17 protein-coding genes are annotated in these 22,363 nt (G+C 39.7%); 3 read left to right on the top strand and 14 right to left on the bottom strand.

The features are described 5' to 3' along the window. Window positions 1-19: 19 nt before the first annotated feature. From A2536_01620 to A2536_01575, 10 genes are all read right to left on the bottom strand, one after another. On the bottom strand, window positions 20-3,493 hold the full coding sequence (locus A2536_01620; protein ID OGF47625.1) for a hypothetical protein: 3,474 nt from the start codon (window positions 3,491-3,493) through the stop codon (window positions 20-22). Next, complete coding sequence (locus A2536_01615; GenBank protein ID OGF47624.1) at window positions 3,465-5,126, bottom strand: hypothetical protein; 1,662 nt, start codon at window positions 5,124-5,126, stop codon at window positions 3,465-3,467. The genes A2536_01620 and A2536_01615 overlap by 29 nt, the downstream gene beginning before the upstream one ends. A 113-nt stretch (window positions 5,127-5,239) precedes the next feature. Next, a complete protein-coding gene (locus tag A2536_01610) occupies window positions 5,240-6,532 on the bottom strand; it encodes a hypothetical protein (protein OGF47623.1) in 1,293 nt (430 codons plus the stop codon). Between the two features lie 570 nt (window positions 6,533-7,102). Next, the gene (locus tag A2536_01605; GenBank protein OGF47637.1) at window positions 7,103-7,600 is read right to left on the bottom strand and encodes a hydrogenase; all 498 of its coding nucleotides are present in this window, start codon (window positions 7,598-7,600) and stop codon (window positions 7,103-7,105) included. Window positions 7,601-7,605: 5 nt separating this feature from the next. Then, window positions 7,606-9,186: a hypothetical protein gene (locus A2536_01600; GenBank protein ID OGF47622.1), complete on the bottom strand. Its 1,581-nt coding sequence runs from the start codon at window positions 9,184-9,186 to the stop codon at window positions 7,606-7,608. Next, window positions 9,183-10,622: a hypothetical protein gene (locus A2536_01595; GenBank protein OGF47621.1), complete on the bottom strand. Its 1,440-nt coding sequence runs from the start codon at window positions 10,620-10,622 to the stop codon at window positions 9,183-9,185. Before A2536_01595 ends, A2536_01600 begins: the two co-directional genes overlap by 4 nt. Window position 10,623: 1 nt before the next feature. Beyond that, on the bottom strand, window positions 10,624-11,256 hold the full coding sequence (locus A2536_01590; GenBank protein ID OGF47620.1) for a hypothetical protein: 633 nt from the start codon (window positions 11,254-11,256) through the stop codon (window positions 10,624-10,626). A 6-nt stretch (window positions 11,257-11,262) separates the two neighbouring features. Next, window positions 11,263-12,141: a hypothetical protein gene (locus A2536_01585; GenBank protein OGF47619.1), complete on the bottom strand. Its 879-nt coding sequence runs from the start codon at window positions 12,139-12,141 to the stop codon at window positions 11,263-11,265. Further along, window positions 12,141-13,985 (bottom strand): hypothetical protein, encoded by a 1,845-nt coding sequence (locus A2536_01580; GenBank protein ID OGF47618.1) that lies wholly within the window; start codon window positions 13,983-13,985, stop codon window positions 12,141-12,143. The genes A2536_01585 and A2536_01580 overlap by 1 nt, the downstream gene beginning before the upstream one ends. A 284-nt stretch (window positions 13,986-14,269) precedes the next feature. Then, window positions 14,270-16,078, bottom strand: coding sequence for an ATP-dependent DNA helicase RecQ (locus tag A2536_01575; protein ID OGF47617.1), 1,809 nt, complete (start codon window positions 16,076-16,078; stop codon window positions 14,270-14,272). A gap of 371 nt (window positions 16,079-16,449) precedes the next feature. Between A2536_01575 and A2536_01570 the strand changes: the two genes are divergently transcribed. From A2536_01570 to A2536_01560, 3 genes are all read left to right on the top strand, one after another. Then, window positions 16,450-17,484 (top strand): hypothetical protein, encoded by a 1,035-nt coding sequence (locus A2536_01570; GenBank protein OGF47616.1) that lies wholly within the window; start codon window positions 16,450-16,452, stop codon window positions 17,482-17,484. A gap of 70 nt (window positions 17,485-17,554) precedes the next feature. Continuing rightward, window positions 17,555-18,091, top strand: coding sequence for a hypothetical protein (locus A2536_01565; GenBank protein ID OGF47615.1), 537 nt, complete (start codon window positions 17,555-17,557; stop codon window positions 18,089-18,091). A gap of 167 nt (window positions 18,092-18,258) precedes the next feature. Further along, window positions 18,259-18,738: a TspO protein gene (locus A2536_01560; protein OGF47614.1), complete on the top strand. Its 480-nt coding sequence runs from the start codon at window positions 18,259-18,261 to the stop codon at window positions 18,736-18,738. A 15-nt stretch (window positions 18,739-18,753) separates the two neighbouring features. On the opposite strand, the gene A2536_01555 is transcribed toward A2536_01560, so the two are convergent. The 4 genes from A2536_01555 to A2536_01540 all read right to left on the bottom strand — a co-directional run bounded on the left by A2536_01555 (window position 18,754) and on the right by A2536_01540 (window position 22,352). Further along, window positions 18,754-19,386 (bottom strand): hypothetical protein, encoded by a 633-nt coding sequence (locus tag A2536_01555; GenBank protein ID OGF47636.1) that lies wholly within the window; start codon window positions 19,384-19,386, stop codon window positions 18,754-18,756. 756 nt (window positions 19,387-20,142) lie between these two features. Further along, window positions 20,143-20,721, bottom strand: coding sequence for a hypothetical protein (locus tag A2536_01550; protein ID OGF47613.1), 579 nt, complete (start codon window positions 20,719-20,721; stop codon window positions 20,143-20,145). 97 nt (window positions 20,722-20,818) lie between these two features. Continuing rightward, window positions 20,819-21,214, bottom strand: a complete 396-nt coding sequence (locus A2536_01545) for a hypothetical protein (GenBank protein ID OGF47612.1) — start codon at window positions 21,212-21,214, stop codon at window positions 20,819-20,821. Between the two features lie 94 nt (window positions 21,215-21,308). Then, window positions 21,309-22,352: a hypothetical protein gene (locus A2536_01540; protein OGF47611.1), complete on the bottom strand. Its 1,044-nt coding sequence runs from the start codon at window positions 22,350-22,352 to the stop codon at window positions 21,309-21,311. Between the last annotated feature and the right edge of the window lie 11 nt (window positions 22,353-22,363).

Raw genomic sequence — 22,363 nt, 5'->3', positions numbered from 1 at the left:
CCACCCGTTACGTGCTTTTTTATTTATTCTCATTTTTACTACTTTTAGCCAGATATTTCAATATTTTTCCTCGACTCTCATCGTTTATCAGATTGAATATTACAGGTTTAAGATTCGAGAATTTCAACTGAGAGCGTATTACTATCCCATTCCCTGCCTTTTTCATAACAATTGCGGCATATTTTTCATTTTCAACAAGCCTTATGGGGGCCGTCATTTTTTCATAAGTCAAAGAACCTATTGAATTTTCCAGTATTTCCCCTGCTTTAAAGCCCATAACCTCCGCCAGCGGATTTTGCCCTGTAATAATAAGCTTTGAGATCTCCACTAAACTGAAAGTTATTTTATTTTTTGTTTTCAAGGCTCCGATCCTGAGGGTTATCTTATCCTTATCGACATATTGGGAAGAAAGAATATAATTGATTTCCAGGTGTTTATCTTTAACATTTTTTTTACCTTGCGACAGTCTTACAAACCCGGATTTTGCCCTGACTTCCAGATTTAGATCGTAACTGCTGACTGTTGAAGGTGCTTTTATTAAAATACTATGCTGGAGACCTCTTGCAACGGACAGTTCAAACTCACAATAACCGGAGTATTTTTTATCGGTTACAGATTTTTCCGCAACACCTTCCCCATCCTTACCCAGCTTTGAGTAAACTACCGCTTTTTTTTCTTTTTGCTGAGCTTTGTTATAAAAGTTAAAAGAATCCATTTTGTAGCTTTTTAAAGTCGTTTCCGTAAAATCATCGGAAGCCATCGCTCTTCCGCTTTTCCAATTAGCGACCCATTTGCCGCCGTCTAAGAGTTTTTCCAGCCATTTCGGACTAACCTCGTAACCTTCTTTTTGCGATGGTTCCGACATAAAAATAACAACTCCGCCCGCCTCTGTATATTTTTTAAACATATTTTGCATCTCCCAACTGTTCCAGAACTCATAATTCTTCCAGTGGAGGTTGCTTATGGAAAATACTTTGGGACCAAAGATTACCATTTTTGTTTTTAACGTATTATTTTTCTCGTCATATATCGCAGAATAAATATCCCCGGCAGAAAGAGGAAGCTGTATGTCTATAGCCAATACCTTATTATTTTTTGCAAGGGAATAATAAGTATTTTTATCATCTGCGGTAAGATACACAATGTCGCTTTTAGGATAGTAATTCCATCTTTTTTTAAATGTTTTAGGTGTTATTGCGGTTTTCATTTCGGCTTTTTCATATAATACTTCAATTTTCAATATTCCAAGTCCCGGAAGTTCTCTTTCTATTTTGCCGCTTTCTTTTAGAGCGTCTTCTTGATTGACCAAAAACGATTTGACGGTGCTTGCGACAAGATTTGTATCAATGGACACTTTTACAGATTTCAAATTCAGGTTTTTTACTTCGTAAATTCTTTTTATGTCTTTTCCCCTTTCTTCCTTAACTGAAAAATCTATTTTAGAATTATTAAGCAGTAATCCGTTGATCTCCAGTTTAGACATATTTGAAGGCAATTCCGGAGAAAGTTTAAAAACACCGTCCGACCCGGGTTTAAATCCTGTAAGATAAAAAAGCAGAGCATCTATATTTACTCCACCCTCCCACGGTCTGACCCTTCCATAAGAACCGTCTCCCCAGGAGGGAACGATCCAAACACTCCCGTCCCCGTAATAAAGCTCGGAATAATCTCCCGAAGGTGACGCGCATTTTAGCAAGGCCTCATAAGCCTTTTCTTTTAACGGATCATTTAATATTGCCAAATTATATAAAAGCATGCCGGGTACGAGCCCTGAAAAAAGTTCTACCCCGGGAGTCGTCTTCATTAAAAAATTGTCTTTAAGCAGATAAGAAATTGTTGTTTTTGCCGATTTAACAGCTTTCTCATCTTTCTCATCCGCATAGCCGACCCATAAAGGATTAAGACCTATATTCGAGTGGGGCATCGCATATCTGTCTGAAAAAAGCGAGAGCGCGGGCGAATAGTAACCTTCTTCTTCCATCCAGTAATATTTATTTGTAGCCGCTCGAACTTCATACGCCTTTTTTTTCAACTCTAAAGCTGTCTTAACATCTTTAAAAGCAGCCGCCATTTCAGCCATATTTTCCGCAGCCGCTACCCATTCAAATCCCGAATCGGCAGAATCAGCCCGGAGCCCTATATAGTAATTAGGATAGCCAAGCAGTTTAAACGTCCTGTTTTGAAGTGTCCACATATAGGTCTCATCAGTTTGAAAAGGAAGCCTTCCGGTTTTAGTTAAACTCTGACCGTCAAGGCACCTCATTAGAAAAGGAAATCTCTCTTTAATAAGTTCAATGTCCCCCGTATAAAGATAATACCAGTAATACTGTTTAATGATCCAGCTTGGAATTTCCGCAGCCGGGACACCTACCAATTTCCAGTCAAAATCACTCTCATTGTTCTTAGTTTCATCTAAAGCGCAAGTTACCCCGGCACAACCCGCGACAAAACCGGCATGCCGAGCGACTTTATAGAAAAAATCTAGTATTTGTTTGACCTCTTTAAATCTCCCGCTTCTAAGCATTAATAGAACGGGACCGTTGTTGTCTCTTGCCCAGGTATCAGCATACCCATACACGGGAGAGAATCCGCCGCTATGTGACTGCTGGCATTTAATGATCATCTTCTGGGTCTCAATAAGATAATTGACCAGGATATTATCCGTGGTAAAAGCAGTAGAGGACGCAAGCCATTCATCCCAATATTGTTTTGTCGGCTCCAGAAGTTTTGAACCGTCTTTTTTGATAAGCTCCGCTGTCTTGGAAAGACCGCTCTCTTCCAGATCTGCGGCAATATATCTGATATCACTGAACTCTTCATTTGAATTTAAAGCAAAAGCAACAGAATAATCATTACCTTTTTCCAGCGACGCTTTTTCAGAATGATAAACAAAACCGGAACGGTAAAATTTTTTGATATCACCGTTAAACTTGGCATTAAAACATTTACCACCATCCAGAGTTGTTTTTACGTTCTTTTCCAGTATCAGGTACTTGAACACTAATTTGAGATCTTTTAACGGTGCTCCGGAAATATTCTTAACCGAGAATATTCTTACAAGCGCTTTTATTCCCGGCGGAGCAAAATCTATATTCGTAATTTCCACTTTATCATTAATTAAACTGCTTATAATAATATCTGCACCTTTTACCCAGCGTATGGTTTGCTTATGAAGCTTTACCTTTTCTCCATCAATCAGGCATTGCAGCTCTTCCCGACCTAAAAACGGTTCATCATAATATGGCCCGCAAATAAAATTCACGGAGGAGACGGGATCGAAAGCTCCAAGACCTCCAAAAACCAGTCCATTTCCTATGGGATAACAACCGGCTTTTTTTCCGGTAATAGGAGAAGTATTTGTATCGTAAGTTTCCGTAAAGCCGTAAGTAGTATTTAACCACGGATAGGTTTTAAGCTCTTCAAACGCATAAAAGAACGCAGGTAAGAGCAGGAAAACAATGAAACTAGCGTGCAGTCTTAAGTTTTGCTTCATAGAAATAATTATCTTTTCCTTCCTTAACAGGTGTCAGTTCAAACTTATCCTTAAAAAAACTGATAAATGAATCTTTTTCCAGCGCTTTGTATCCGGCGTTAATATCTTTAAAATCCTTTGCCCGAAGGACATCTTTATGCAGGAAAACCTTGTGCTTTTCTTTTATCTTATCACTAATTCTCTTAGATATACAGGCATAAAACCCGTCTGAATTCGTTTTATATTTTGTAGAAAGCCAATAGATGGAAATAAAATCCTGCGAAAAGTAATAATTCAAATTAACCCGGAGTGCGTCCCATCCCATAATAATGACCAAGTCTTCAGGCCCTTCCCGCACGGCACTTAATTGTTCCATTGCCATTTTATCGAAATTTTTACCGGGATCGGTCTTAGGTAATATTAAATTGTAATAATTATAATTTGCAAAAACAAGAACAACCGCAGCTGATAAAACGGCAAGACAGGAACGCAATATGTATTTAAATATTTTATTCCCGGCTATGTTCCAGATGATCCCAAGCGGCAAAGAAAATAGTATTATCGAGAGAGGAAGTAGCGGAAGCCAAAATTCCAGATTTCCCGGTTCCCACCATATAAAAAACGGAAGATACAGAAGCAGCCATACTGCGGCAGCTGCCAATATTTCTTTCCATTTTTTAAAGATCAGGAAAGAAAAGACCGCAAAAAACAGAAGAATAACTTTTATCGAATTGACAAAAATATTCAGCGCTTCATAGTTGTTTATTTTATAACCGTAAAATTCCACCCTGCCTTCAACAAAACCGATATACAGAGCTCTTACACCTTCTTTAGAAAGAGATAAACTTTGATCGGTAAATTCTCCCCAGATACCCAGGTTTACATAACCGGCAAGCCAGGCCAGATACCTGTCCCAAGTCGTACAGTAAAATACTTTCCAGCCGACATACCAGTACAAACCTATTACGATTGTAAGAAAGAAAAGGATGTAAAGCAAAAGGTAAGATGTTTTTTTTAAAAAAGTTTCTTTCTTAAAAACCATCAAGACTAAAATGACCGCTGCAAACATAATATTTGTTTGATGACAAAATACCGCAATACTGTTCGCTGCAGCTATACCAAGTACTAATAGAATATTTTGCCAATGTTTGAGGCTCTTTTGATAAATAAATATAATTGCCAGCAAAAAGGTAAAAAGGAGAAAAGCGGTACCCATAACTCTAACCCCGCCAAAAGTACTGCAATACCAATAACCATTGGAGATCATCATAAATATGCCCGAAACAAAAGAAAGAAACAAGCTTCCGGTAATGTACCATATAGTAAAGAAAAGAATGCCGACTCCTACAGCGCCAAAAAACGCATTAAATGTCTGATTAACGATCAGCGCCCGTCCTTCATAACCATTAGTTTTCAGAAGATCATACACGACCCATTTGAAATAATTATATAGAAGATGGTGCGCGTGGTATATTTCGCCCCAGGAGTTCTTTTCTATGCATTGAGAATATGAAATAGAATCATGATCAAGTACAGCTGTAAGATTATTTACGTAAAAGACAAAAACAATCCCGGCAATTAAAATAGAAAGCGCCAGAACAAAAGCAATAAAACGCGGTGTTTTTTCCTTACTATTTTTATCTATAAAAGACAATGTTTTCCTCTCACCCTTGATATCAGACTGAGTACATTTTTCTATTTAAAATGTATTTTACCACGTATATGTTTTTTATTGAAGTATTTTCGATGACATCAAATAGGTTAAAATTATCTGACTTTCTTCCACAAAACAAGGAAAGAAATTGCAAACATGCACGTTGCTGCGATAAAAACATAACGGGGGTTTCCCGTATAAAGAAAACCCGTAATCGGACCTATGGCAATTGAGGGAAGCATAACAATTGTATTGTAAGCTGAAAGAAGGCGGGCACGGTCTTTCTCTTTGAAAGCATTAATAAGCCTCGCATCATACAATGGGCGAAAAAGCGCTAAACCTGCGCCATAAGTCATGTAAGAAAGTATTATGAAAGTCATACTCTTTGCCGGAGCGAATATATAAAAAGCAGAGGCAATAGCATTTAGAATAATTCCTATACCTATATATTTTAAATAATTATGTTTGCGGATCAGGGGGACAAACACTATGATAGCAACAGCAAAGGATATTGCAGAAATCATAGGAAAGACCATTATGCTCCATTCTTTAAAAGCAGCCGCCTTTGTATCGGCAAGAAAGATAGAATTAAAAGAGGTCCACATGGTAAGTGCGCATAAAAAAGTAACATTCACGACTCCATACCAAAACAGATCTTTTTTCCCTGCAAGATATTTAAAAGCTTCCCGGAATCTTCCGGCTTCAACAAAAATCTTAATAGGCTTTTTTTCTTTTCTTGCCTTCTCCCCAAGTTTGGTTTCAGTCATGTGCTTCCATCTGTAATATATTGCACCGGAAGTCAGAACTGCGGAAATAAGGTAAATAACCCTGCTTGCTTTATCAAGTCCGTAAAATTTTATCAGTAGTCCTGCAACGGGTAAAAAAAGCGCTCCGCCGTTTAACAGCATGTGCACGACAGCGTAGATATTTGATCTTTTATTTTTCGGAATGCCTTCCACGAATAAGCAATACCAGGAAGGCGTTGTGATCATTAACAGATTTTGCATTATGATAGCAGGTATCACCCACCAGATGTTTTGAGCAAAAGCAAAAACAAGTACGCTCAGAGGCCAAAAGAGCGTAAAAATATCCAGAATTCTTTTATGCCCGTACCTGTCCGCTAAAACCCCGCCCAAAAGCTGGGCAAAGATCTGAACGATAATGGCGATACCTATGATATTGCCATACTGTAAATTGCTGACACCCAGAGATAAAATAAAAAGCGATTGATAAGCGCCCAGCCAGGCGGAAGGAATTGAAAATCCGGGATAAGTAATGATCATTACTCTCGCATTTCCCTTAACCGAAGCAAAAAGCTCTTTGAGTTTTAAAGCAGGATATCTTATTACACTCTTAGAGCCGTCAATCAGAAAATCAATAGTGCTATTTACCTCTTCAATAAACATAGCTTATTGTATAGTAAAAGCATGTAAAAGTAAACTTTCCCATATAAAACAAAAGGGACAGAAATTTTATCTCCGTCCCTTTTATTTTATATTAAACATTGGCGGGTGCTTTTTCCCGCCTACATTAAATTGTCATTTGTCATTCGTACTTTGTCATTAGTTTTTATTAGTAGGGCTGCCCCCCACTCCAATTCGGTACTCAAGGGGTGAAACGGAGCAGGCAGAATAGGCAGCCCGTAAGGTAATGATATAGTATATTAAATATACTTGTATGATTTTTATCAGGAAGGCATTTATGTTGCTAGAATAAGGAAAATGCTCGTATTGCGATTTAACATGGGTTGCTAAAATTTTACTTTTGTCATGTCGGTTTTGCCTGCCCACTACTCTTTTTGGAGGTAGCAGGTATCCAGCGTCTTTAAAAGCAAAGACACTGGGTACTGAATCAAGTCCAGGATGACAATATTTATTGCACTTTTATATTTTTGACAGCCAATAGAATATGTTTCATCAGATCAATAGGTGATGGAGGATCCGCATAAAATCGAGATCTCGCCAAAACGATATTCTTTAATTAACTTTAATATTTTTGACGGCAAGAAGGATGTGCTTGATCAAGTCAATTGGTTTTGGCGGACATCCCGGGACGTGAAAATCTACGGGGATTATTTTGCTTACCCCGCCTTCTATATAGTAAGAACCTTTAAAAGGACCGCCGTCAAAGGCACAATCACCGGCGGTAATTACAAATTTTGGAGTCGGCATCGCGTCATAAGTTCTTTTAAGCGCTACTGCCATATTTAGTGTGACCGGACCTGTAACAAGTAAAGCGTCTGCATGCCTTGGGGAGGCAACAAAATCCACTCCGAACCTTTGGATATCATACAAAGGGTTTGTTGTCGATATTATCTCTGATTCGCAGGCGCCGCAGGAGCCGGTATCAACTTCTCTTATATGAAGCGACCTGTTAAATTTCTTTTGTATCTCTGATTTTAGAGCTTCACCGATCAAAGTCAGTTCTTCCGTTACAACACCTTTTTGTATCCTGGATTTTGCGATATTATATATATTGTTCACAGATCCCCTCCCGAATACGAAAGGTCAAAACTTTTATTGCACAGCGGAAAGTCCGGCACAATGTTTCCTAGCACACAGTAAGAAAGTCCCTGCCAGTTATTAAAAGAAGCATCAACTATTTTGCAACGCTCAACTTTGCCGTCGTTGTCCAGCTTTACCCAGTAAATAACCGGCCCGCGGAATCCTTCACAACATCCGACTCCCGCTCCTTCTTTCACCGCAGCATCTTTTTTTTCTTCCGACTTTTGCTCTGCTAATAAATTCATGAACTCTTTTATCAGACGGAGAGAAACGCTGACTTCATCAAAACGCACATTCAATCTCGCCAGCACATCACCTTTTTCCTGCCTGGCAAGCATAAAAGAAGTTTTCATGTAGGCCCCGGGAAACACAGTCCTTAGATCCGTTTTTATTCCCGTTGCTCTGGCGGCCAATCCCGTTATTCCAAAATCCTCCGCAGTCTTACGGCGAAGCAGCCCTGTCGTGTCCACCCTGTCCATAAAGGAAACGGAGGAAAAAAGTATTTCTTTAAGTATTTTCATGTCTTCTTCCGCCTGCTCCAATACTTTAAATACTTCCGCCTGTTTACCGGGTGAAAGAGCAAGCTCGCAGTTTCCAAAAGCGTTTATTCCTTTTAAATACCTGTGGTTTGAAAGTTTTTCGTTTAATCTTAAAATATTTTCCTTTATTATGGAAGCAAGCGCCGAAGGGTACGAAAAAGCCACATCTACGGCCATTCCTCCGATATCATTAACATGATTATAAATACGCTCCAGTTCCAGGCAAATACTTCTGAAATATTTCGTTCTTTCACTTACCGGAATACCGCAGGTTTTTTCAACCGCAAGCGTGAAAGCCAATCCGTGAGCAAAAGCAGAATCTCCAGATACACATTCGGCAAGCTTAAGAGAATCCTGCACCGTTCTTCCTTCAAAGAGTTTTTCCACTCCCCTGTGAGTAAACCCGAGCCGGAGCTCCAGATTTATTATAGGCTCTCCCGCAACGGAAAATCTAAAATGCCCGGGGCCGATTATTCCGGCATGCACTGGCCCGACGGGCACTTCAAAAACACCTTCTCCTTCTATTTTATCAAAGACATATTCTTTTCCCGTGCTGCCTGTTTTTTCCGGTCTTATAAAATCCTTTCTTAAAGGATAATAACCTTCCGGCCAAACCTCTTCATGCAGGCGAAAACGCCTTTCATCCGGGCTCCCTTTGGGAATTAAACCGAACATCTCTCTGATCTCTCTTTCGAACAGCTGCGCGGAAACAATATTTTTTGAGAGAGAAGGGAACTCCTTCACTTCTTTTTCCACATCCAATACGGCAAAGATCCATTTCTTGACCTGTTTGCCAAGGAAGCCGCAGTAAAGAGTATAAACCCCGAGGTCTTTTGTGTTATCCTCGGCAAAATAGATCATTACAGGCGATAAAAGCCCCCGGTGAAGAAGAAGGCAGGTATCCAGATAATTTTCATGATTTGTTTTGATATATATTTCTTCGCCGGCTTCACGGATAAGCTCTGCCGCAAAACCGCTTTTTTCTATGAAGCTTTTTTTAAATTCGTTATAGTTCATAATCCGGCTCCAAGTATAACATCCGAAGCATTAGAAATAACCGTGCTGACAAATTCCGGTAAATGCACTCCAAAAACAAGCATTATTGCTATTATTACTCCGAATAACACTGATATATCCAGGGGTTCCCTTGTTTTCTCAATATTCCCCGGTTTTTTTCCGAAAAGCATTCCGCCAAACTGGTAGACAAGAGCCCCGAAAGTAATTGCAAGAAATAAAAGCACCGCCGAGGCGCTGTAATAATAGCCGCCTTTAAATCCCGCCATTAAGATCGTAAATTCACTCATAAAAATAGAAAACGGAGGCATTCCGGCAAGAGCAAACATACCGATAAAAGCAGCGGTAGCCGCCAGAGGAACAGTTTCGAGCGCACCCTTGATCTGGTTAATATTATTTGTACCGTACTTTTTAATAATATTTCCAGAGGAAAAGAACATAAGCCCCTTGGCCAGTGAATGATTTAACGCGTGAAAGAGAGCGCCAAAAATACCGATCTTTCCACCAAAATAGAAACCGACAGAGATCAACCCCACATGCTCGACACTTGAGTATGCCAGAAGTCTTTTTATGTCCTTCTGGACAAGAATAAAAAATGCCGCGATACCTAAAGAGATCAAACCAAAAAGCCCCAGTATGTTGCCGCAAAAGGAAAAGCCCACGCTGCCTGCCGCAATAATTAAGAATCTTATGATCGCATAGATAGAAGCTTTAAGAAGCACTCCCGATAATAAAGCGCTTATCGGAGAAGGCGCCTGGCTGTGCGCGTCCGGCAGCCAGTTATGCATGGGAGCAAGTCCCGCTTTAGTACCGAAACCCACCACTATAAAAATGAAAGCGGCTTTTACCACCATAGGGTTAAACAAACTCCTGGCAGAATTCAATTCAGTCCAGTTAAGACTTTTTATTCCGGCGTCTGCCGTGGCAGTATACGAAAACAGTATTATTCCAAAGAGAGCCAGGGTAATGCCTACGGAACAGATAATTATATATTTCCACGCCGCCTCAACCGAAGTTTTATTATTTCTATAACCGACTAAGAATGCGGAAGCCAGGGTCGTTACTTCAACCGAGACCCAGAGCATTCCAAGATTATTAACGGTCACCACAAGGTACATTGAAAAAACAAAAATATTGAAAAGGGCGTTGTAAAACCCTGTATTTTCCTCATCTTTAAAGTACCACTTTGAATAGAAGGCTGAAGCAACGGCGGAAACAGAGATCAACAAAAGAAAGAAAGCGCTTAAAGCATCCGCATAAAAGAAATTTAAAACGGTAAGAGGACCGTTTGTTGTAATTTTAAAACAAAGAAGCAAAGCAAAGAACGAGGCAAGAACCTGTCCCCATAGTGTGATCAATCCCGCAGCTTTAGGTTTCTTTACAAAGAACGAAACCGCTGCGGCAATCAAGAGAGTTATGAATAATATTATTATTTCCATCTCAACCCTTCAGCTCATTTAATTTGTCAGCGTCTATATGGGTAAATAAACTGTTTATCCTGTAAACAAATACTCCGAGAATTATTACGGCAACAAAAACATCAAAAGAGACCGCTATCTCTACAAAGAACGGGACTCCGTCAGTTATAGAAGCACCGGCAAGAAATATCCCGTTTTCCATTATAAGAAGCCCGACCACCTGGGCCAGAGCTTTCATTCTGAAGATCATGATAAAAACCCCAATCAAGGTAACGGAGAGAGCTATAACCAGAGCGGTTTTTGCTTCCTTCTCCATAGCAGGCAGGAAATTACCTATGAAATAATATGCGATACCGACAAGAGCCACGGCTATTAATATTGAAAGCGCCGTATTTACGAAAAGGCCGAGTTCTTCCGATGTTTTAATTTTTTTTACTATCCTTCCGAGAAAAGCCGGAATAGCTATAACTTTCATTACAAGAATAAGCCCGGCAACAATATAGAGCTGTATACTTCCGCTTTTTAATGCCTCAATAAGTATAAGAAGAAAAAGAAGAAACGATTGCAGAGCAAAAGCAGTGACAAGCGCGGAAAATCTTTTTACAACAGTCATCATCAGAGATATAACAAGGATTCCGTATAGCATCATTTCCATATTTGATCACACTCCCATAACAACGGCAATTACCGCCGCAAAAGAAAGAATAAAGGAAAATATCAGGAAATCCACAGCGCGGAACAGACGCATTTTAGCCATGAACACCTCCAGAAGAGCAGTAACTACAAGGACAACAAACAATTTGACTATATACAGATCCCAGCCGCTTCCGGGAATAAAGATATTAGCAAGTAAAGAAATTAGTATAATTTGTTTAATATACCCGCCAAGTTCTATCATCGCCAGGGATTTTCCTGAGTACTCCAGGATCATCGCTTCATGTATCATTGTAAGTTCAAGGTGCGTCTCCTGATTATCCACCGGTACCCGTGAAGTCTCTGCAAGCAGTACAAAATAAAAAGCCAGGCCCGCGCAAAGCATGGATACTTTAAAGACAGCTCCTGATGCCATAAGAGAGCCGATTCCGCTTCCCCCGGCGTTTAAAGACGCCGCAAAGAGCGCGGTAAGAAGCGCCGGTTCCGCAAGAGCTGAGATGAACATCTCCCGGGAAGAACCCATCCCCCCGAAGGCGCTGCCGGCATCAAGTCCGGCAAGAGCAATGAAAAATCTCCCGAGACCGAAGATAAAGACAATAACAAAAACATCCCCGATGCCAAACAGCCGTACTCCCGGAAAAAAGAAAGGCGTTAAAAATGCTGCGGCTATTGAAGCCGTTAAAACAATGTAAGGCGTTACTTTAAAGATATACGAAGTATCTTTTGAGATAGTCTCATCTTTTTTAATTAGTTTAGCCAGATTATAATAAGGCTGCAGTATGGGAGCCCCTTTTCTCATCCTGGCATTATTCTTGATCTTTTTTATGAGACCGCTCATTAAGGGCGCCAGGATAATTATGAGTATAACCTGTAAAAGCATTTTCATTAAAACCTCTTTAAAAATATTATCAGAAATATTACGGCAAGAAAAATATACCCTATATACAGATGAATACTTCCATATTGTATTTTTCTTATTGACTCCGAAAAACTGAACAATCTTTTTATTATCGGCGAGTAAAAATACTCCGTAAATAATTGTTTTGTAAATATCTCATATTTAAACGATTTAACATGATAGTAAGAATCTCTTACTTTCTCCGTCTTCTTATAAGGCCTTAAAATAAAATTAAACGCCATCCTTAAAGGTTTGGAAAAGCCTGTAGCGGTATATTGATTTCTCGCTGTCAGCCCGTAATAACCGCAGTCCCATGTACGTCCATAGGTTACACTCCTTTCTCTTGATATTATTCTGACAATTATATAAACAATTATGCTGACTGCAAGAACAAGTAAAACCAGGAGCAGTCCGTTAAAATGAAATGTTCCCTGAGGTGAAAGCGAGAGCAGTCCGGATGTCAGCTCTGATCCTGCACTCTTGAATCCTGAAATATCAGCGGTTATTTTTGCCAGTAACTTAAAAACCGGAGCGGCAAAAATACCAAAAAGAAGAGTCAAAGAGGATAAAAATATAAGCGGTGTTTTCATCGTCCAGTCAAAATCCTTCCCCGCCTCCGCTTTTTTTGATCTGGGAAGCGCCAGGAAAGAAATACCAAAAGCTTTAACAAAACAGGCCGCGGCAAGCCCTCCGGTAAGAGCAAGAGCTCCGGCCAGCAGAGCCAGAAATACTTTCATCTTGCCAAAGAGTTCTGCAGGCACCGAAACAGCACCGGAAAAAAGAGACTGAAGCATCAACCACTCGCTTACAAAACCGTTAAAAGGAGGGATTGCTGATATTGCAAGCGCTCCTATTAAAAAGCAAAACGCGGTGACCGGCATTAGTTTAATTAGCCCGCCCAGCTTTTCCATGTTTTTCGTACCGCAGGCCTTGAGCACGACACCGGAACAAAGAAAGAGCAAGGTTTTAAATATCGCGTGATTAATTATATGATAGAGCGCGGCGGAAAGAGAGAGAACAGCCAGAAGCGGAAACTGCATATTCAGAAAGACCATATAACCGCCGACCCCGAGCATTATTATTCCCATATTTTCTATACTGCTGTAGGCAAGCATCTTCTTCAGGTCTTTTTCCATAAGCGCGTATAAAATACCGTAAACAGCGGATACACCTGCGATAACAAGAACAAGATTTCCCCACCAGAGCTCACTTGCTCCCAGAATATAAATAACAAATCTGATAAAACCATACACGCCCAGTTTTATCATCGCTCCGGACATTATTGAAGAAATATGGCTGGGTGCTTCCGGATGGGCGTAAGGCAGCCATATATGGAAAGGAACAAGCCCTGCCTTAGTGCCAAAACCTATTAAAAAACAAAGGAATATAACTGTTTTAATATTTAAGGGCAGGTTTAAACAGGTTTCTTTCATTAATATAAAATCAAACGAACCTGAATAAAAATAAAGGATCAAAAACGCCGTCGTAATAAAAGCAGTTCCGATGTGGGTCATTAGCACATAAATAAGTCCGGCGTTAACCGCTTTTTCTTCATGAGAGTCAAGTGTAACCAGAAAATAGGAAAGAAGAGACATCGCTTCCCACGCAAGGAGGAAAAAAAGGGCATTTGCGGAAAATACTACAAGGAGCATTGAGATTACAAAGAAAAATAAAAGGATTTGAGCAAAAGAAGCCCTCCCGCGTGAATACAAACCTTTCATGTAACCGGTCGAATACAACGCAGATGGTAGAGCAACAAGCAGTATTACGACTCCGAAGAAGATTGAAAGTGAGTCAAAAGAAAGCTTCCAATCCACCGTCAGAAAATCCAATAACCCTTCTTTCTTTTAGTCCGGGCCTTTCAGGGTTTTTAGAAACAAAAAGTCCCCGACAGATGCGCCCTTCTAAAAATGAAATTCGTATCCGGAATACTTACTTCTTTACTTTATCACTGTTACAGAAATTTTTCAAGAAAAATGTAGTTGCTCAATTTTCCGCCTGAGGCTGCCTGTCCGCCAATCTTTAAGGAGGGAAATCAGGCAACTACCAGTTAGCGCAGCCTTATAAAGTCGTGAGGTTTTGCTTTAACGTTAGTAACGTGATAACGTGTAACGTTTCAACGTTTTTCATATTCTCTTACCGCATTTAAAAATATCTCGCCGTAGTCTCTTAATTTTGCTTCCCCAATGCCGAAAATGGTTCTTAGCTCCCCTTCAGTTTTCGGTTTCTTTTCTGCCATTTCTTTCAAGGTCCTGTCCGAACAGACAATATACGACGGCATGTTCTTCTTATCAGCAAGAGCTCTCCTTAGGCGTTTTAGACTTTCAAAAAGACCGATTTCCATATTTGCATAATCAGATTCCAGAGCAAGTTTTTGTTTCTTTTTAATTACAGCTTTTTTCTCTTTTTCCAGTATCCTGGTTAATTTAGGACTCTCCTGACCCGAAAGGATTTTCAGGCCCTCTTCCGTTACGGAAAGGGTCAGATACTCTCCGGATCTTCTTAAATATCTCTGAGCAATTAACTGGTCTATCATAGACCTGACTGCGCGTTTTGTTTCTCCTTTTAATGTTCCATAAAACGGAAGAGTGTGATGCCCCCATCTTTCAATACCTTCAGTAGTATTTCCGACCAAAACATTCGAAACATGCTCCGCGCCAAAACGTTCTTCCACTCCAAAAACACCTTCTATAATGCTTTTCGCAAATTTGTCTGATTCAGGAAGTGTTCCGACTTCGTCCAGACAAAAATCACAGGAATTGCAGTTTGTCTTCGGATAATTCTGCCCAAAATATTCCGACAAGTAGCGATGCCTACAAACCGGCACGTTGCTAAAATTATACATCTCTCCAAGTTTTTTATGTGCACTCTGTCCTGAAAAAGATTTTTGGAATATATATTCCCACGTTCTGTAATCGGCACCGGAATAAAACATATAGCAATAGGAAGGCAGACCGTCTCTTCCCGCACGTCCGGTTTCCTGCTGATAATGCTCAACCGACTTAGGCATCGCCGCGTGAATTACAAAACGAATATTAGACCTGTCAATCCCCATACCAAAAGCAATCGTCGCCACAATAATACTTACTTTTTCCGTTAAAAAAGCTTCTTGATTCTTTTTTCTTTCAACATCCGGAAGCCCGGCATGGTAAGGAAGATTTATATAACCTTTTTTATTCAAAACCTCAGATATTTTGTCAACATCCGCCCGTTTTAAACAATAGATTATTCCCGCTTCTTTCTCATGCAGTTTTAACGTTTCTATTATTTGTTTAATTCCACCCTCTTCTCTCTCCGACATTCTGAATGTAAGATTAGGCCTGTCTACTTTCCCCACATATATATGAGGGCTCTCCAGTTTTAACTGGGCCAGAATATCTTTTTTTACTTCTTCTGTTGCCGTAGCGGTAAAAGCATGCACCTTAACTCCGGGAAAAAGCCGTTTGATAGCGCTCAACTGCCGGTACTCCGCCCTGAAATCATGCCCCCACTGACTTATGCAATGTGCCTCATCGATAACAAAGTAGGGAACCTGAAGAGTTCGAAGTATCTCAAGCATCCAATCCGTCATAAGCCGTTCCGGTGATATATATAGAAGCTTCACCTTCCCCGAACGTATCTTATCCGCAACTTCCCTTGCCTGGACCGCAGTAAGCGCCGAATTAAAGTACTCCGCCTCTATCCCGATATCCTTTAAAAAATCAACTTGATCCTTCATAAGCGAGATAAGGGGAGATATCACTACCGCAGTCCCGGGTAAGAGCATAGCAGGAACCTGGAAACAGACGGATTTGCCGCCGCCTGTAGGAAGTATTGTTAGTGTATCGTTTGACTCCATAATGGACATAATTGCCTCTTCCTGAAACTCCCGAAAAGAGTCGTAACCCCAATGTTTAGTCAAAACCTGAAGTATCCTATTTTTCATAGAGTTATTATACAACAATTACAAAGATAGATAAAGCTTTGTCGGGACTAGGTCCTAGGGGCTTGGGACTAGGCTTACATTTAGGAGTTAATAATTCAGATAATACCACAATAATCTAAACCCAGGACCTAGAACCTAAAACCCTTTTTTAGTCTTTTCTGCATATAGACATAATCCTAAACTCGTGTTATAATTGATTTGTTAATATAAATCCTAAGGAGGTTCACAATGAAAAAGAAGAGTACTCTGGCGTTGTATGTGGTTTTGTCTCTGATATTGCTCCACCTCATTCTAGTCACGGGGTGCGGCAGAAACCCTATTTTGGGTGTTTTCGGGAGCAGCACTAGTGTCGGTGTAGGGAGGATGTAAATATGACAGACAAACTTATAAAATTCTTTAAACGCTTAGTTTTAATTCAGGTCGCTCTTCTGGCGCTGGTAGCAGGATTCAGGTATCTTACTCCCAATCTCTATGCTTCTGTATATAAGGCGCATAGTGCGAATAAACCAGAATCCTTTATTTTAAAAGTAATTTCCATTAATTTTGTCAAAGAAGATAACTCGCAGGTAAATGTCTGGTCAGGCGAAGAAGAGATAGACTTAATGACCTTAACCTCTCTTTCTGATGTACGCGCATTTGATGTATCCGTACCAAGCGGAACTTACCGGCAATTTTCAATTCATTTCAGCAAAGATTATAAAGTAAAAGGAAGCGTGACTATCGGCGGCAGTACCTACTATACCAAAGCAGCCCACACCGGTTTCTCTACCGCTCCTGCCGAACTTGAAACTCTGAATATCGCAGGTCAGACAATGGACGTACAGTCTTTCGCCAGAGATTTCAGCCCGCGTCTCACGGTTGGCAGCGGCGTTGCCCTCACCAGCGTCAACATCCTTATAGACGCCGAAGAGTTCCTTACTTACTGGGATGGTTCAGGTAGTGCTCCCAGCGGAGTCTCAGCTGTCGGCATGTGTATGCCCAGCTACTTACCTGTAGGTATAGCTTTCAATGTAATGCCGACAAAACAGGTTTACAGATACTCCTCAACTGACGGTTATACCAACGGAGAAGGCCGTTTAACATTACTTTTTGACGCAAGCGGGAATCCTATTTCCGGAAATGCAAGACCACGTTACATTAACAGCGGCGATAATTTTACCCTTACCGGCGGGCTTATGGGCGGGACAGGCGCAGTAGAACTTGAATACCTGAAAAAAAATCAGGATGGTTCAATATGGATCAAGATGTATGACTCTATCGCCATGGCTTATATGGGACAAACTCAAAATTCTGATTATAAATTGATAGAAAGTTTCCAGTTAACTGCCGTAGGAGCTTCACAAAACGGTACCTGGAAAAACGCCGCGGGCACGACAAGAACTTTCAGCGCTACGAGAATAGAGTAAAAAATATAACCCTCATCCTGACCTTCTCCCTATTAAAAGGGAGAAGGAATACGAATGTAAAGGAGATTAAATGAAAAAGTTAATTATAATAATGTTTTTTGCAATGCTGGGTACCGCTTACGCAGGCCAAATCTATCTGGACGCAGAAGTAAACTACACAAATGTATCTAACAGGTCCTTAAGAGCGGCAACCGATATTGCGCCTAACCTGAAAGTGAGGCTGAACTATTCTATTATGAACGGCCTGCTGGAGTTACGCGGGAGTTTGAATAATTTTATGCTGACAGGCCAGGCAATCACCAGTGTCAAATTAATGGATGGGCTAACCACAGAACCGTTCGTTGGAGCAGGTTGGGCAAGGTCCATCAATGGCGACGCTGCTTACGGAGATCTTGGTGTAGACTTCAAATATAAGCTTTTCCCCTTTGCAAATCTTATCGCAGAAGGTGATCTACAGATATACACCGACTCCTATATGCTCTTTTACCGCGGCGGGTTTAACATCCCGGTCTTAAAATTTGCATCTCTCGACCTTTTATATTCCTCCCTTTTAACAAACAACCAGCATCAAATAGGCTTCGGAGGCAGAATTAACTTAGTTTTCTAAAATATTTAAAAGCCCCCGGTTTTTCTCCGGGGGCTTTTTATTTTAGGGGACTGACAACGTGTTTTCTCGGTGTCTGTCCCCAATTTATACGCATGGAAATACGTTGAAGTTAACCATAGCTTTTGGTAGGATACCATCAGAAAGACCACTTTTATGGGAGGCTTGTTATGAAAACTGGAAATGCTTTAAAACTAACAGCAAGCATAATTATCTGTGAATTAATAGGGATTTTAGGCGCGATTTTTACGATGCCTGCCGTCAAGTCCTGGTATATGGAGATAAATAAACCTTCTTTTAATCCTCCCAACTGGATATTTGGGCCGGCCTGGACAACTCTATACCTTCTTATGGGAATTGCATTTTTCCTAATCTGGGAAAAAGGACTGAAAAATAGTAAGGTTAAAAATGCTGCAGTCGTTTTTATTATTCAATTAATCGTGAACTTTCTATGGTCTGTTATTTTCTTTGGCGGAAGATCATATTTCGGAGGTTTAATAACAATAGTAATACTTTGGCTATTGATATTGGCAAATATAATAATGTTTTATAGGATCTCCAAACCGGCAGGCCTCATTTTAATCCCATATATCTTATGGGTCAGCTTCGCAAGTATTTTAAATTATTATATTTTTATATTGAACAAGTAGGTACGAAGGGCAGATTTAATTTGCATTTTTTCTTTTGTAAAGTAACATAAGAACAACGCCTGAAATAAACCCGCCTATATGAGCAAACCAGCCTATATTATTAGTACTACCTCCGGAATAATCTACCATTCCGTATAACATTTGAAACGCTATCCAAACACCGAGATAAATATACGCGGGAATAGGAATAACTTTGTAGATAAAAAAAGTTTTTATCTTTGCCCTGGGGAACATTACAAAATAAGCACCCATAATACCTGCAATGGCACCGCTGGCGCCTATTGCGGGAACAGTTAAAGCAGGATTCACAAGGATATGGAGCAGGCTCGCAAAATATCCAAACAGAAGATAGTACAAAAGGAATTTCCAAGTACCCAAAACATCTTCAATATTGTCGGCAAAAATCCAAAAAAACCACATATTTCCTATAAGATGAATAATTCCTCCGTGCATAAACATGGAAGATAAAAATGAAAAGTAGTTCTTCCCCGATAAGATTAATGCCGGAGTTAAACCAAATCTGTTAACCTCCTGAGGATTTTCAACAAGCATCACCATAAGTATAAATATAAAAATATTAGCACCTATAATACTTTTCGTCATCCAGGCTTTGCCTGTTCTGACTACGCTATCTCCAAGAGGAAATATTATTTTAGGTAACATGATAGCCGGCCCGGCATCTTTTGAAAAGAACTCAGAAATGTTTACTAAATCTTGCAGGTCTTGAGAGCTATTCATTTCTTCAGAAAAGCTTTTTGCCAACTCACGCATGTCGGGATTACCTTTCACATACGTCGCTATCTTAAAAACCTCTCCATTATCAGTCCATACCCCGCCGCAAGAGGAACACCTATCCAATATAACATTTGAATCATATGCGTAATTATATTTTTCCATTATTTTGTTACAGCACGGACAAACTCTGGCGGGTTCCTGTAATTCACTTACAGTTATGACTTTCTTTTCATACTCAAGCTTTGCACCGACAAAATTCTTATTCTCAGCCAGAAACCACGTGATAAACTCTCCCAGCTCCTCAGCATCAAACCAGGTCCCCTTGCAAGAATCACAAATGTCGAGAACCAGCCTCTCAGATTTTATCTGACGCAGCTCGTTTTTACAAGACGGACATTTCATTTGCCTTTTTCTCCCAATAGGTTACATATTGAATTATTTTACTACAAAAAGGGGTTTAATAAACAGGAAGTAATTTATTAGAAAAGCATATTACCTGGTAAGCATATTCAACTGTGGTTTGCTTGTAGTGTACTGGTGGAATCCAGCCTATTTCTCTCACCATTGGCGAGAGAAATAGTTTTTTAGAATGCAAAATACCAAATTTAAATTATCCGCTAATTGTTTAACTGCTGAATCACTGCAGTTTCTCATGTGCACTATTGAAATTCATTTTTTTCTATTTATTTTATCATTATCTCTCTTCCCTTCTTGCTTGTGAAATCCATATTTCTTAACTTGCTTAACCGGCGAGCTTATCATTCGACGTATTTGCTCCAAGATATCCTTAATAATATCGTTGTGTGTATTTATTTTGGTTTCAAGATTGCTATATTTATTGAATTTTATTTCGAGTTCTTTTAATTTGCTTGCCAATTCTTTATGTGTTGTTAAAAACAATTCCAGACTGTCAAATATTCTCATTATTTCTATGTTTACTCTAATAGCGCGCTCACTATTAAGGACTGACGAGAGCATTGAGACACCCCTTCTTGTAAAAACAAATACATTTGGAGCATGTTTAATTGAACTTATCCCAAATTGGGACAAGTTCATAATTTCTTCTCTTCTAAGTGCAAACATGAAATCCTCAGGAAATCTGTTTATATTTCTTCTGACATTTCGATTCAAGATCCTTGTTTCCACATTATATAGTTCCGCCAGGTCTCTATCTAGCATTACTTTTTGTTCTCTTATGTGATATATTTTATTTGTAATGATTTCTTTTATAACGGAATGATCTTCCATAAGTCTCCCCTTTTAGATATTTTTTATTTTATCTTTCATTGCAAGTTATAACCGGGGACAGACACCGATAATACCCGTTGTCTGTCCCCTCTTTTCTTTACAACATTTTTTGAAGACGGGTGCGGGCTTCTATTATATATTCTTCCATTTCGTCGAGAGCTTTGGGTTTGGCAACGAGACCTTCTTTTACCCAGAGTTTGGCAAGTTCTATTGAGCTCCCAAGCAAATTTAACTCGTTTGATTTTCCGGCAAGCGGGCCCTTATCGGCCTTCGGCGCTTTTACTGAACTGCTTTTAGCGCTTGGTTCACCGGCTTTTTTTAGCCAGAGAATTCTTCCGTCTTTTGACGGCGTTACCTCAAACTCCTGCTCGCCTTCTTCATACTTCTGCTTGCTGAGCATCTCCCTGCCGTCCGCGGATTTGTACACAAAATACTTCCCGCTCTTGTCCTTCTTCTCCCTCTCTTCCCTGCTCACGATATTTACCTTTTCCATACTTTCCCCCTTGAATAAAAGATTGTTGCACGTTCCACATTTGAACGGTGCTAACGTAAAAGCTGTTTTGTAGAGTTCCTTGATGCTTTTTAGTTTATTTACCATACTCCGCTATTAATTCTTTTTTAACTTCTTTTTCAGAAGGTAACAATTTTTTAAGCTCGACTGAAGGTTTTGAGGTTAACTTATACCCTGCAACACCTACTGGATTAACTGTACGGCTCAAGGCGTATTCAACAACAACGGAATTTTTTTCTACACAAAATATTATACCTATTGACGAATTCTCACCTTTGTATTTCGCTTGCTTATTTAGTAGATCAAGATATAAATCCATTTTCGCCGAATGTTCAACCTCAAATTTCACGGTTTTTAATTCAACGGCCACAAGACATTTGAGAATCCTGTTAAAAAACAAAAGGTCAACAAAGTATTCATTGTCACTCAATGTTAAACGGTATTGATTACCTATAAAGGAAAATCCTTTCCCCATTTCAAGCATAAACCGCTTTACCTTTTCTACAAGACGTCTTTCTAATTCTCGCTCCAATACAGGTTTTGTTATATTAAGAAAATCAAGATTATACAGGCTTTTCAACGATTCATCCGCCTGTTCGGCCAGATGAACAGGTAATGCTTTTTCAAAATTGTGTTGCTTTGGCAGTTTTTTATGATATTCATACGCATCGGCCTTAATCTGATGAATTAACACACTCCTGCTCCAGCCCATTTCCGCTGTGGCCTTAAGATAATATTCTCTTTCCTCCTTGTTTTTAACCATTTGCAAAATAACAACGTTCTGACCCCAGGGTAATTCTGCAACAAGCTGTTGCAGAATTGGGAAATCTTTATAAGTGTAATAGAATCTTCGCATTTCCCATAGGTTGCGACTTGAAAAACCGACACTCTTTGTAATTTCTTCCTGTAAATCTTTTGCCAATTTTTCTACAATATTATCGCCCCATTTATATTTTTCCTGACGCAAAACTATCATTTTACCTATGTCCCAATACAATTTTATAAGTTCTGTATTAACCGACCGGGAGGCTTTAATCCTTGCAGATGTTATCCGTTCCTTTATCTCTTTTAGTAAATCAGGATAACCGGATTCAAATGTGTTGTTTTTATTATTTACCATCTTTTCCTCCA

The organism is Candidatus Firestonebacteria bacterium RIFOXYD2_FULL_39_29, from assembly GCA_001778375.1.
In the GTDB taxonomy this organism is placed as follows: domain Bacteria; phylum Oederibacteriota; class D2-FULL-39-29; order D2-FULL-39-29; family D2-FULL-39-29; genus D2-FULL-39-29.
Note: the sequence above shows the minus strand (reverse complement) of the source record. Positions and strands in the feature narration are given on the sequence as shown.

Bases quoted from the DNA above. Each gene is read 5' to 3' on its own strand.
- A2536_01575 (OGF47617.1), bottom strand. From the start codon at position 16,078: ATGAAAAATAGGATACTTCAGGTTTTGACTAAACATTGGGGTTACGAC.
- A2536_01550 (OGF47613.1), bottom strand. From the start codon at position 20,721: ATGGAAGATCATTCCGTTATAAAAGAAATCATTACAAATAAAATATAT.
- A2536_01600 (OGF47622.1), bottom strand. From the start codon at position 9,186: ATGAACTATAACGAATTTAAAAAAAGCTTCATAGAAAAAAGCGGTTTT.
- A2536_01610 (OGF47623.1), bottom strand. From the start codon at position 6,532: ATGTTTATTGAAGAGGTAAATAGCACTATTGATTTTCTGATTGACGGC.
- A2536_01545 (OGF47612.1), bottom strand. From the start codon at position 21,214: ATGGAAAAGGTAAATATCGTGAGCAGGGAAGAGAGGGAGAAGAAGGAC.
- A2536_01565 (OGF47615.1), top strand. From the start codon at position 17,555: ATGAAAAAGTTAATTATAATAATGTTTTTTGCAATGCTGGGTACCGCT.
- A2536_01595 (OGF47621.1), bottom strand. From the start codon at position 10,622: ATGGAAATAATAATATTATTCATAACTCTCTTGATTGCCGCAGCGGTT.
- A2536_01620 (OGF47625.1), bottom strand. From the start codon at position 3,493: ATGAAGCAAAACTTAAGACTGCACGCTAGTTTCATTGTTTTCCTGCTC.
- A2536_01540 (OGF47611.1), bottom strand. From the start codon at position 22,352: ATGGTAAATAATAAAAACAACACATTTGAATCCGGTTATCCTGATTTA.
- A2536_01560 (OGF47614.1), top strand. From the start codon at position 18,259: ATGAAAACTGGAAATGCTTTAAAACTAACAGCAAGCATAATTATCTGT.
- A2536_01590 (OGF47620.1), bottom strand. From the start codon at position 11,256: ATGGAAATGATGCTATACGGAATCCTTGTTATATCTCTGATGATGACT.
- A2536_01585 (OGF47619.1), bottom strand. From the start codon at position 12,141: ATGAAAATGCTTTTACAGGTTATACTCATAATTATCCTGGCGCCCTTA.
- A2536_01570 (OGF47616.1), top strand. From the start codon at position 16,450: ATGACAGACAAACTTATAAAATTCTTTAAACGCTTAGTTTTAATTCAG.